Origin of the sequence: Burkholderia sp. Cy-637 (assembly GCF_011753175.1) — a bacterium.
Taxonomy (GTDB): Bacteria; Pseudomonadota; Gammaproteobacteria; order Burkholderiales; family Burkholderiaceae; genus Burkholderia; species Burkholderia gladioli.
Map to the genome: position 1 here is coordinate 92,103 of NZ_VWWC01000008.1, position 11,423 is coordinate 103,525.

The 11,423-nt window shown below is 67.1% G+C and carries 9 protein-coding genes; 3 read left to right on the forward strand and 6 right to left on the reverse strand.

The window, feature by feature from the left end:
• Nucleotides 1-18: 18 nt before the first annotated feature.
• Entirely contained in the window at nucleotides 19-765 is a 747-nt protein-coding gene (locus F3J10_RS04455) for a helix-turn-helix transcriptional regulator (RefSeq protein WP_167241247.1), read from the reverse strand.
• Nucleotides 766-882: 117 nt separating this feature from the next.
• On the opposite strand from F3J10_RS04455, the gene F3J10_RS04460 reads away from it, so the two are divergent.
• Together F3J10_RS04460 and F3J10_RS04465 are read left to right on the forward strand one after the other, a co-directional pair.
• A complete protein-coding gene (locus F3J10_RS04460) occupies nucleotides 883-3,081 on the forward strand; it encodes an FAD-binding protein (RefSeq protein WP_167241249.1) in 2,199 nt (732 codons plus the stop codon).
• Entirely contained in the window at nucleotides 3,078-4,157 is a 1,080-nt protein-coding gene (locus tag F3J10_RS04465; RefSeq protein WP_240155366.1) for a hypothetical protein, read from the forward strand. The genes F3J10_RS04460 and F3J10_RS04465 overlap by 4 nt, the downstream gene beginning before the upstream one ends.
• Before the next feature lie 13 nt (nucleotides 4,158-4,170).
• Here F3J10_RS04465 and F3J10_RS04470 read toward each other — a convergent pair whose 3' ends face one another.
• The 4 genes from F3J10_RS04470 to F3J10_RS04485 form a co-directional block, all read right to left on the reverse strand.
• Nucleotides 4,171-5,346 carry a cellulase family glycosylhydrolase gene (locus F3J10_RS04470; protein WP_226285292.1) on the reverse strand — a complete coding sequence of 392 codons (1,176 nt, stop codon included), beginning with the start codon at nucleotides 5,344-5,346 and terminating at the stop codon, nucleotides 4,171-4,173.
• Between the two features lie 336 nt (nucleotides 5,347-5,682).
• Nucleotides 5,683-6,426, reverse strand: a complete 744-nt coding sequence (locus F3J10_RS04475) for a YoaK family protein (protein ID WP_167241251.1) — start codon at nucleotides 6,424-6,426, stop codon at nucleotides 5,683-5,685.
• Between the two features lie 94 nt (nucleotides 6,427-6,520).
• Entirely contained in the window at nucleotides 6,521-7,366 is an 846-nt protein-coding gene (locus tag F3J10_RS04480; RefSeq protein ID WP_167241252.1) for a cytochrome c, read from the reverse strand.
• A 276-nt stretch (nucleotides 7,367-7,642) separates the two neighbouring features.
• The gene (locus tag F3J10_RS04485) at nucleotides 7,643-7,876 is read right to left on the reverse strand and encodes a hypothetical protein (RefSeq protein ID WP_025101773.1); all 234 of its coding nucleotides are present in this window, start codon (nucleotides 7,874-7,876) and stop codon (nucleotides 7,643-7,645) included.
• 342 nt (nucleotides 7,877-8,218) lie between these two features.
• On the opposite strand from F3J10_RS04485, the gene F3J10_RS04490 reads away from it, so the two are divergent.
• On the forward strand, nucleotides 8,219-9,157 hold the full coding sequence (locus F3J10_RS04490) for a LysR substrate-binding domain-containing protein (protein ID WP_167241253.1): 939 nt from the start codon (nucleotides 8,219-8,221) through the stop codon (nucleotides 9,155-9,157).
• On the opposite strand, the gene F3J10_RS04495 is transcribed toward F3J10_RS04490, so the two are convergent.
• On the reverse strand, nucleotides 9,126-11,264 hold the full coding sequence (locus tag F3J10_RS04495; protein ID WP_167241254.1) for a phospholipase C, phosphocholine-specific: 2,139 nt from the start codon (nucleotides 11,262-11,264) through the stop codon (nucleotides 9,126-9,128). The two genes, F3J10_RS04490 and F3J10_RS04495, sit on opposite strands and share 32 nt — an antisense overlap.
• Between the last annotated feature and the right edge of the window lie 159 nt (nucleotides 11,265-11,423).

The following is an 11,423-nucleotide window of genomic DNA, read 5'->3' on the forward strand; positions in this document are numbered from 1 at the left end:
CTGGGGAAAGGGGCGTCGTCACGGTCCGCGGCGCGGGCGGCGCTGCGCCGTGAACACCTCGGGCTCCCATTCGCGCAGGGCCAGCAGCAGGCCCATGCCGTGTTTCTGCTCCAACGGCGTTCCGGTCGCCTCGGCATGCAACGCGTCCATGCGCGCGCGCAAGCGGCGCATCTCCAGCTTCAACTGCGCCGCGCCCTGCGCCGTCAGCATGCCGTGGATGAATTCGAGCGATTCGCCCTCGCCCGCGAATCGGCTCGCGAGGAAATCGTGCAGTCCCTGCGCAAGGAAGAACTGGCGAATCGGCCCGTTCGGCAACCAGTCGAAATCGCGCGCCACGCGCAGGCGAATACGATCGCCCGGCAGCAGGCTGACGATCTGCATGTGCTCCAGCGTCAGCAGGTGCCGGATGCATTGCGCGCGCGTGATGCGGTACACGCTCTCGATTTCCTCGATGGTCCAATGGTTCAGCGCACAGACCGTAATCAGCAGCAGCGTGTCGTCGGCCACCAGTTGACGCTCCTGCTTGTCGCTCAGCACCCGGATCGCGGGCGCGGAAGCCGCGGCCGCCTGCACCAGCTCGGCCATCGTCAGCCCCAGCAGGCGCGCGAAGTCGCCGAGCCGCTCGAGCGTGAAGCGTCCGTTCGCGATCAGCCGCTTCACGCTCGGCTCCGAGATGCCAAGCGCCTGCGCCGCGTCGCGATAGGTCATGCCGCGCGCCTTGAGCTCGCGCTTGATCGCGGCGCAGATCTGGTCGATTTCTTCCATAAGGATCATTTCTCGATACTTTTCGTCGCATTATATGATCCGGAATCAGGAAAATCACCGAGATGTGATACCTCGTGGAAATATCCGTCCCACTTCCAAACCGGACAGGACGGCCCCATGCAGGCAATCAACGACGTAAGCGGACTCAACCGGATCCTGGTGGCCGGCGTGGCGAGCCCCACCTCGACGGACGAGGTGGCGGCCCTGCTGCGCGGCGCCACGCTGCCGGTCTCGATCGGCGGCGGCCACTTCAGCATGGGCGGCCAGACCGCCAGCCACGGCACGCTGCACCTCGACCTGCGCGCCATGAACCGCGTGCTGCGATTCGACGTGGCGGCCGCGCGGATCTGCGTGCAGGCCGGCATTCGCTGGTCCGACGTGCAGCGCGCGATCGACCCGCACGAGCTGGCCGTCAAGGTGATGCAGACCTACGCGAACTTCACCGTGGGCGGCACCTTGTCGGTCAACGCGCACGGCCGCTATATCGGGCATGGGCCGATGGTGACCTCGGTGCGTTCGATCGTGCTGGTGCTGGCCGACGGCCGCGTGGTGGAAGCCTCGCGCGAGACGCACGCCGAGCTGTTTCGCGCCGCGATCGGCGGTTACGGCGCGATCGGCGTCATCACCGAGGTCGAGCTCGATCTGGTGCCGAACACCCGCGTCGAACGACGCGTCGCGAAGATGCGCCTGCAGGACTACGCGGCCTGGTTCGATGCCGAGGTACGCTCGCGCGACGACGTTGTGTTCCACAACTTCGACCTCTACCCACCGCATTACAGCCGCGGCCTGGCCGTGAGCTGGATCGAGACGGAATTGCCGGCCAGTTCGCCGCGCCTGCGCGATGGGCAACGGCAACACGGCCTGAACCGCTACCTGCTCTGGGCGATCACCGAAACGCCGGCGGGCAGGCTGCGTCGCGAGTTCCTCTACGACCCGCTGATCCATGCACGCCCCGCCGTGCACTGGCGCAACTACGAGGCCGGCTACGACGTGGCCGAACTCGAGCCCGCCGATCGCGCGCGCAGCACCTACGTGCTGCAGGAATACTTCGTGCCGGTACGACAGCTCGAACGCTTCGCCGCCGCGATGGGCGAGGTGCTGCGCCGCCATCGCGTCAATGCGGTCAACGTCTCGATCCGCCACGCCCGCGCCGACGAGGAAACCCTGATGTCCTGGACGCGCGGCGAGACCTTCGCCTTCGTCCTCTACTACAAGCAGCGCACCGACCGGGCCGCCTGCGAGCACGTGGCGAACTGGACCCGCGAACTGATCGACGTCGCGCTGGAGGCCGGCGGCACCTACTACCTCCCCTACCAGCCGCACGCAACCGAGGCCCAGTTTCATCGCGCCTATCCGCGTGCGCGCATGCTGTTCGCGCTCAAGCGCGAACTCGACCCGCACTATCGCCTGCGCGGCGCCCTGTGGGACCGCTACTATGCAGCAGCATCGCGGGCCGTGGGCGAACGCGAGTCGCTGTTCCGCGCGGTGTACGGCGACGAAGCGGCGCGCACGCGTTTCCATGGCTTCCTGAGCAGGATCTTCGCGATCGTCCCGCCTGACGGCCTGCACGCGCTGATCGAGAGGAGCACCGCGGGCAGCACCGACGACGAAACCATCTATCGCGCCATCCAGGCCGGCTTGCCGGCCATCACGCCGCGCCTGGCGATGTTCACGCATGCCTTGCCCTCCCTGGCCCGCCAGAAAACCGTGATGGGGGAGCAGGCCGCGCGGCTCGTCGGAGCGCGCAAGCTGCGCGACTACGTGGAGATCGGCACCACCGGGCGCTACGCCGCCACGCTGCGCCGGCACCTGGCCTTGTCCGGCCGAACGACGCTGGTGAATGAGCTCGAGCCCACGTATTCGCCGGTCGATATCGTCGAGCGCGGCTCGATCCGCCAGCGCGCCGCCTTCGTGCCGCTCGACGGTTATGCGCCGATCGCCATGAAGCCGTCCAGCGCCGACCTGGTGTCCTGCTTCATCGGCCTGCATCACGCCGCGCCGGATCGCCTCGACGCCTTCCTCGCCTCGATCGTTAGCGTGCTGCGGCCCGGCGGCTTGTTCCTGCTGCGCGAGCATGACGTGCGCGACCCGGCGATGGACCGTTTCGTCTCGCTGGCGCATGCGGTGTTCAATGCCGGGCTCGGCGAAAGCTGGGAAACCAACGCGGCGGAAGCGCGTCACTTCCGGAGCGCGAAGGATTGGGTCGCGCGACTCGAAGCGGCGGGGCTTCGTGCGATCGGGCCGCGCCTGCGCCAGGACGGCGACCCGACCGACAATCTCCTGATGACCTTCGTGAAGCCGGAGGCGACGGCATGAGCGCCATCCTCGCCAGATCGATCCTCGCGCTGGCGCTGGCGGGCCCGCTGGTCGCCGCCGAGGCCGCTGCGGCCCCGTCGGCACCGGCTGCCGGCGTCGCCATCGCATCCGACAGCTTGGTACCTCCCGCGGATCGCCGCGGCGCCGAGCAGACCTTGCTGACCTACCCGGAATGGTTCCTGGTGCACAGCCCGGCCGAATATGCGCGCCTGGTGCAGACACGGCCGCCGCACGAATTTCCGTTCTTGCGCCATATCGGCCAGCTCTGGTCCGGATATGCCGAGGTCGGCTACGAGCAATGGCGGCTCGGTTATCCGCTCAATCCCGGCTATCACCTCATGATCGGCGTGATCGCGGGCAGCACCACGCTCGAATACGGCATACGCGCCGTCTACGGCAACACCATCGGACGCTTGAGCTGGGTGCTGGGCGGTAGCCGGCTGACGGAAGAGGATCGTTTCGATGCACTGGCCGCGCAGCAGTATGTCGACTTCATCCGCCAGCAGCCCTGGTACCTGTTCGATTTCGGCTCGCGCCTGGAGCAGCTCTGGACCGAGGTGCCGATGCACGGCCCCGGCACGATCCGGAAATGGGAGCGGCGCTTCGCACTGAGCTGCGAATACGGCATCAAGGCCGCCTACGGCAAGCTCATCAAGGTGGCGACGCATGCCGCCTACGACGCGCCGCGGATGAACACCGACGTGGTGGTGGAAAGCCTTCCCGCGGACTGGACGCCGCCGCCCGAAGTCAGCCTGCTCTCGCGCTTTCCGGATGGCCGGGCACTGCTCTCGCTGCCGCGCTACTACGACTTCCGCATCGCGGCCACGGCGTTGGCGAAGCAGGGCGTGCGGATCGTCGACGTGGCCGGCAACCGCTCGACCATCCTGGTTTCGGCCTGGGCACACGCGGGCGCGAGCATCGACGCCCACGGCGGCCGCGTACTGTTTACACAAGCGATCGAGACGCCGGCCGACACGCAGCGCGCCGTGATGCTGGTACCGGTCGGCGAATTGTCGAGCGTGCTCGCGCAGGCCGATTCGCACGGCCTGACCATCGAGCACGTCTACGACTACTGAGGCCTCGCCGCCATCAATACGAAGGCTTGATATTGAGCGCCGAGTTCTTCGCGAAGGTCGCGCTGGTCGACCACAGCCGCCACTTGCGCTCGATCTCGGAAGCCGAATCGGTAGACACGTTCGGGCGCGCCGGCCAGAAGGTCGGGTCGTACCAGCCCCAGTAGTTCGGCGCGGTGCCGTTGACGGCCTTGTAGGCCCATTGCGTCCAGCTCAGCCCGGCGTTGTTGTAGGCCGTGATGCAGTACTGCCAGACGCTCGGGTCGGTCGAGAAGGCATTGAACTCGCCGACATAACCCGGCACGTTCCAGGAAGCGTGATTGGCGAAGTCGCGCGCCTGGTTGTCGGCGCCGTTCTTGATCACCGAGGCGTTGCCGTTCGCCCCCCACTGGTACTCGTGCATCTCGTAGACCACGTTGGTCCAGCCGTATTGCGAGGGCGGCGGCAGCATGTCCCAGTTCCAGTTGCCCCAGGTGCCCTCGATGAAGATCATGTGATCGGGATCGATGCTGCGGATGCTGTTGTAGAAGCGCGAGTAGGCGCTCCACACGGCGTTGTTGTTCGGCGCGCCGGTCGGTTCGTTGATCAGGTCGTAGCCGGCCACGGTGGTATTGCCCTTGAAGTGATTCGCGATCTGCCACCACAGCCAGGCCGTATCCGACTGGAACTCGGTATTGCTCCAGAACGCATTGCGATTGCCCTGGCCGGTATCCACGTCGGTGCCCTGGCCGCCGATCACGCCGTGCATGTCGAAGATCACGTAGATGCCGTTGGCCGCCGCGTTGGCCACCAGCTGGTCGAGCTCGACGAAGGCATCGCTGCGCCAGCCCGGAATGGTCGGATTGTCGAGATCGAAGAACTGCCCCCACCACAAGGGCACGCGCACCACGTTGAAACCGGCGGCCTTGATATTGGCGAAATCCTGGGCCTGGATCCAGGTGTCCTGGTAGGCCTTCATCAGCGCGCGTTCCTCGGTCACGCCGTAGGCGGCGTCGAGCTGCTTCATCACGCTGTAGGTATCGGTCAGGCTGCCGGCATCCATCGGCGACATGTAGCCTTCCATCACGAACCAGCCGCCGAGATTGAAACCCTTCAACTGGACCGTCTTGCCGCTGGTATCGACGATCTGCCGTCCACTCGCGTGCAGCATCGACAAGGCCGCCTGCGCATCGGCGCCCGAGGCGGCGAACATGGCGAATGCGGCGGAGGCAAGGATGGCAGCTTGACGGAGACGTCCGATGGCGGACTTGCGGGGCGTTTTCATTCAGTATTCCTGTTCGAATGTCCGATGCCTGGCATCGGGCGCGTTGCAAACCAGGCCGCTTCGGCGAAGCGGCACGGGGGCTCGGCACAGCAAACTCATCGTCGCGACACGTGACGCGTTATTCACTTTTCTTGGGGTGTCGGCGATGACTCGGCAAAACGCGAGAGGCATTCGAATCAAATACCATTTCCCTGCTGCCCGCAATGCGGGAATGGTATGGTCCGCGGCCCGAATCGATATCAATAAGAATTCGGAATGAGGCGATCAAACACGGCGCGTCAGCATGTCGTCGAAAACCGGGACAAACGCGAGCGCGAACACCACCAGCGCGAGCGGCACGGTGGCGATGAAGCCGAGATGGCCGAAGCCGAGCGCGCCCACCACGCCGCCGGACAGGAAGGACAGGAACAAGGTGCCGAGCAGCACGATCTTCTGGCGATCGGCGCGCACGCGCTCTTCCGGATCGCCCCCGGCATTCCAGTACAGCAGCTTGCCGAGTTCGATGCCGATGTCGGTCACCAGGCCGGTGACATGCGTGGTGCGAATCTCGGCCTTGGAGATCTTGGTGATCATCGCGTTCTGCAGGCCCATCACGTAGCAGAGCAGGCAGACCGTGACCGGCACGAACAGCAGGCGATGGATTTCGAGGTTGGCGCCGAGCAGGCCGAACGCCAGCAGCAGCGATGCCTCGAGCAGCAGCGGGATCGCGTAGCGGCTGCGCAACTGCCGGCGGCGGCCCCAGTTGATCAGCATCGCCGAGCTGGCCGCGCCGGCCAGGAAGGACAGCAGCGAACCCAGGCCGGCGGCCACCAGATCCAGGTGGCCGAGCGCGAAGTTGTCGGCCAGCGAGGAGACGATGCCCGACATGTGCGAGGTGTATTGGCCCACCGCCAGGAAGCCGCCGGCATTGGCGGCCCCGGCGACGAAGGCGAGCGTGCGTCCCAGGCGGCGATTGGCGGCGTCGCTGCGTTGCGGCGTGGTGAAGCCGCGCAGGTAGTTGAGAGGCATCTGGCAGGCTCCCGGTGTGGATCACGCGTCAGCGGCCGGCTCGCGCTGGATGGCGAGCCCGCGACGCCCTGCATTGTATCGAGCCCGCGGCCGGTTACCTGGCAGCCGATGCCGGGTGCTTGCGCCCTGCCATGTACGCCAGGTAAGTCACCACCAGGTCGATCTCGCGATCGCTGAGCTGCGCCGCCGAGAAAGCCGGCATCGCACGGCCCGGCCAATCGCGCAGCGAAGCCGGGTTGCGGATATAGCGATGCAGGGCGGCCGGCTGGAAGTATTCGGTCGGGTTCATCGGCAGGTTGAGGTCGGGGCCCATGTTCGAGCTACCCGCGCCGTTCAGGCGATGGCAAGCCAGGCACTGCGTGATGAACAAGGTCTGGCCGGCGCGCACGGGATCGGTGGCCGGCAGCGCGGCATCGACCGCGAGCGCGGGCCAGCGCGCCGCCGGCGAGGGCTGCAGGGCCAGGTGCGTGACCTGGTAGGGCCACTGCTCGCTGCGCACCGAGGCGGCCTGCCTGCCGACCCAGACCAGGTAGAACGGCCCGGCGCCCACCGCTTTGCCCGGCAGCTTCGGCCAGGGCCGCGCCGGCTCCTCGATCGCCAGCCACGCCACGGCGCGCGACGGATCGCGGTTGAGCACCAGGTCCATCGGCAACTGCGCGGCGAAGCCATCGGCGGCGCGCGTCTCGAGTACCTCCCCGGCCGGCAGCGTCGCGCCCGCCAGCAGGTCGGCCAGCGGCACCGCGCGATAGCGCATCGGCTTGCCGTAGGAGACGTCGCGCGCCACCTCGATATCGGCCGCGTCGGCACGCGCCAGCAGCGCGGCGCGCGTGAAGGAGACGGTCTTGCCGGCGGTGGCGAGGTCGACGGCGGGTTCGGCGGCCAGCGCATGGCCGATCGCGCAGATCGCCCACAGCAGCGCGCACAGGCTTCGTTTCAGCATGATTCTCGGGTCGGTCGTATCGGTCGAAGCGGGGGCGCCTTCATGGCGCGCCCGGGCCGCGTGAATTATCGGCAAAGCGCGGCGGCATGTCGAACGACTTTCCGGGCGGGAAGCCCATGTCGTGGCCGCTCCCGGGCCGCGACGATTATCTTTTCGCCTTCCCGTCACTAACTGAACATATTTATTAATTCAACAATTACAGACATGCCGGATGTGAAAATCAAACTCACGCCCGACGCCGAACCGCGACGACATCGATTCGGCGCCGCCCGCATTTCACTTGTTGACGTTCTCGCAACTCTTGGGATCGTCGCCCCAACTCTTGCCGCCGCCGTTCTTGCATTGCTGCTTGGTGTATTGCTCCGGCGGCCCGTTCTTCGGCAGCTTGCCGTCGTCCGGGCAGTTGTGGTGGTAATAGCAGAATGCCTTTGCCGCTGCGTTCGCGGCATTGCCGCCAATCAGCAAGCCGCTGGCCAGCGCGATCAAGACGATTTTTCCGAGCTTCGACATCGTGGTCTCCCGAGCTAGAAAACGACGAAAGAACCGCCACGCGGTCATACCTGGATTCGAAATGGCGTCCGCAATGACAGAACCGGAATCAGATTATTCCCGGCCAACATGGCGGTCAACGCATTTCAATACGATTCCCCCGCCTGCCATTCCGGGATTTTAAAAACATCGGATGCTATTCATGGCGGGATATTGAAAAATCAATCTCATCGTTCTCGTTCGCATTATCGAATCGGCGCAGGTATTCCCGGCAAACCCGTGCGCCGCCCTGCCATCAAGCCGACATGCGGCCGCCACACACTGCCCGCTCCTTCCGCCTGTCGCCCGCGCGCGCCTCCCGCCATGCTCCCCCTGCTTCTCGCCGCCTTCTACGAAACCGCCCGCCAGGGCAGCGTGACCGCCGCGGCCAGGCGGCTCGACATGAGCCAGCCCACCATCACCTCGCGAATCCAGCAGCTCGAGCGCCATTACGGGGTCGAGCTGTTCCATCGGCGCGGCAACCGGCTCGACCTCAGCGACGCGGGCGCCTCGCTGATGCCGCTGGTCGGCCAGATGATGCAGATCGAGAACGACATCGACTTCGCGCTGCGCAACGAGCGCGAGCTGCGCACCGGCAACCTGCGCGTCGGCACCACCGGCCCGTTCTACATCCTGCCCGCGATCGCGGCGTTCCGGCGCCAGTATCCGGCCGTGAAGATCAGCATCGAGATCGGCAACTCGCAGCAGGTGCTCGACGCGCTGGTGGATTTTCGCGTCGATATCGCCGTCTCCTCGCAGCGCGACGACGATCCGCGTTTCGTGCGGCACACCATCGCCAACGATCCGCTGGTGGTGGTGGTGCACCCGTCCCACCCGTTCGCCACGCGCGAGGCCATCCCGCTCGCGGCGCTGGCCGGCGAGGCGCTGCTGCTGCGCGAACCGGGCTCGCGCACGCGCTCGATGATGGAAGACGTGTTGCGGCTGGCCGGTATCGAACTGCCCGCCAGCGTGATCGAGCTGGGCAGCCGCGAGGCGGTGCGCGAGGCGGTGCGGCACGACATGGGCTGCACCCTGATGCCGCGCGGCGAGGTGGGCAGCGATCCGGAGCTGTGCGCGATCCCGCTGGTCGACGAGATGCCGCCGATGCACGAGTACCTCTACTACCTCGACGCGCGCGGCGGCACGCGGCTGATCTCGGCCTTCATGGCCAATGTCGAGCCGCGCGCCGGCTCGCGCATCGAAGAGCGCGAGCCCGCGCCCGCCGCCCGGCTCAGCCGAGCACGCCCATTGCCGGATCGCTGATGCCGTCGCGGCCGGTCTCGACGCGGCCGGCGAAGCGCCGCGACAGGCCATTCTCGGCGCTCAGCGTGAAGTCGTACCAACTGCTCGACGCATCCAGCGTCCAGTACGGCTCGACCTGCATGCCGGCCGGCACCGCGTAGCTCCACGGGCCGTCGCTGCGATAGGCGTTCGAGCTCACCGTCATCTGGCTGGCCGCCTTGCCGACGTTCATGATGGTGAGGTAGACCGCGTTGTTGGTCGGGTCGTAGCAGACGCGCACCTCGGGAGCCGGGCCGTTGGCGGCAGCGCTCACGTTGCCCTTGAACTCGCGCAGGAAGCCGTTCGGCCCGAGCACCCAGAGGTCGTAGTTGCCCGCGTCGTCGGCCACCGCGTTCCAGGAATCCGACAACTGCTTGCCGGCCTCCACCGTATAACGACGCGGCACGCGATCCAGGTGCAGCTTGTCGTAGACATGGAACACCGCGCCGGCCGAGCCGGTATTGCTGAACGACAGCCACAGCTTGCCGCCCGCCACGTCGGCGTTGGCGCTGGTGTGCAGCTCGTAGGGCAGCGCACGCGAGCCGCGCGTGCCCGATTGTTGCGTGGGCATCGTCTGCGCGCTGACCGACGGCACCGGCACCGCGCCCGCGTGGCTCTGCTGGGTCGACTGCGCGTCCGCGGCGGCCTTGGTGGGCGCCGAGCGCGCGCTGGTCGCGGCCGCGTTCGGATTGCGGAAATTGAAGGCCGAGGTCAGGTCGCCGAACACCGTGCGGCGCCACGGGCTGATGTTCGGCTCCTGGATGCCGAAGCGCTGCTCGAGGAAGCGCAGCACCGAAGTGTGGTCGAACACCTGCGAGTTGACCCAGCCGCCCGCGCTCCACGGCGACACCACGAACATCGGCACGCGCGGCCCCGCGCCATACGACAGGCCATCGGGCTTGAGCGGCGAGGAATCGCCGGTCGGGTTCGGCACCGTGAAGTATTCGTACTGCGTGGTGACGGTGGAGTTGCCCGCGTAGCTGCCGTCGGCATTGCGCGTGGGCGCGTTCGGCGGCGGCATGTGGTCGAAGAAGCAGTCGTTCTCGTCGTAGTTCACGAGCAGCACCGTCTTGCTCCAGACATCCGGGTTCGCGGTCAGCGTATCGAGCAGCAGTTGCAGGTAGTAGGCGCCCTGCCCCGGCGTCGACACGCCCGGGTGCTCGCAATAGGCTTGCGGCGACACGATCCAGCTCACCTGCGGCATGCGGTTGGCCGCGATGTCGTCGGCCAGCGCCTGCAGGAAGCCGCCGTCGGGCATGGTGTTGCCGATCCCCTTGTAGAGCGGCGAGAGCGCTTCCATGGCCGGCGTGTAGGGCGCGTCCGGCGAACCCGCCAGGGTCTCGTTGACCTTGCGGAAGGTGGCGAAGCCGGCCAGCGGGTTGTCGGTGTAGTTGTCGGGCTGGTTCTGGTAGACCTTCCAGCTCACGCCGGCCGCCTGCAGGCGCTCTGGATAGGTGGTCCACGACAGGCCCGTGGCCGACGGGCCGAAATCGTCCCAGCCGTTGTTGTTGACCACCGCCGTGTTCGAGCCGGTCGGGCCGTTGGTGCCGGTCCACTGGAAGATGCGGTTCGAGTTGGTGCCGCCGTGCAGCGAGCAGTGATAGGCGTCGCAGATCGTGAAGGCGTTGGCCAGCGCGAAGTGGAACGGCAGGTCGCCCTGCTGCAGGTAGCCCATCGAGGCATCGCCCTTGGAGGCGGGCCAGGCGGTCATGCGCCCGCCGTCCCAGGCGGAATGCGCGTCGGACCACGAATGCGCGCCGCCCACCAGCAGCGCGTTGCCCTTGGTGCTGTCGAGGTAGAACGGCAGCACCGGGCGCACGCCGTCGCTCTGCTGCCAGACCGTGGCGCCGCCCGGCTGCGGGATCGTGAAACGATCGCCGAAGCCGCGCACGCCGGCCATGCTGCCGAAGTAATGGTCGAAGGAACGGTTTTCCTGCATGAAGATCACGACGTGCTGGACGTCGTTGATCGTGCCGGTCTGGTTGTTGGCCGGAATCGCCAGCGCGCGGCGGATCGCCGGCGGGAACATCGAGAAGGCCGTGCCGGCGGCGGCGGCACGGAGGAAGGAGCGGCGGTCGATGAGGGTCATGATCGGATCAGGGTTCGTCGCGGGAAGGCGCGCGTCACGGCGCGCAGCGCAGCTGGGCATTCAGCGAGGGCGACGGCAGCGCGGTCGTCCCCGAGGCCGGGCACGGCCCGGCGCCCGGCATCACCACGATCGGCACCGGCGCGCTGGCGCCGCCGGAGC

Coding starts and splice junctions, on each gene's coding strand:
- F3J10_RS04485 (WP_025101773.1), bottom strand. CDS start 7,876: ATGTCGAAGCTCGGAAAAATCGTCTTGATCGCGCTGGCCAGCGGCTTG.
- F3J10_RS04495 (WP_167241254.1), bottom strand. CDS start 11,264: ATGACCCTCATCGACCGCCGCTCCTTCCTCCGTGCCGCCGCCGCCGGC.
- F3J10_RS04475 (WP_167241251.1), bottom strand. CDS start 6,426: ATGCCTCTCAACTACCTGCGCGGCTTCACCACGCCGCAACGCAGCGAC.
- F3J10_RS04460 (WP_167241249.1), top strand. CDS start 883: ATGCAGGCAATCAACGACGTAAGCGGACTCAACCGGATCCTGGTGGCC.
- F3J10_RS04480 (WP_167241252.1), bottom strand. CDS start 7,366: ATGCTGAAACGAAGCCTGTGCGCGCTGCTGTGGGCGATCTGCGCGATC.
- F3J10_RS04470 (WP_226285292.1), bottom strand. CDS start 5,346: ATGTTCGCCGCCTCGGGCGCCGATGCGCAGGCGGCCTTGTCGATGCTG.
- F3J10_RS04490 (WP_167241253.1), top strand. CDS start 8,219: ATGCTCCCCCTGCTTCTCGCCGCCTTCTACGAAACCGCCCGCCAGGGC.
- F3J10_RS04455 (WP_167241247.1), bottom strand. CDS start 765: ATGGAAGAAATCGACCAGATCTGCGCCGCGATCAAGCGCGAGCTCAAG.
- F3J10_RS04465 (WP_240155366.1), top strand. CDS start 3,078: ATGAGCGCCATCCTCGCCAGATCGATCCTCGCGCTGGCGCTGGCGGGC.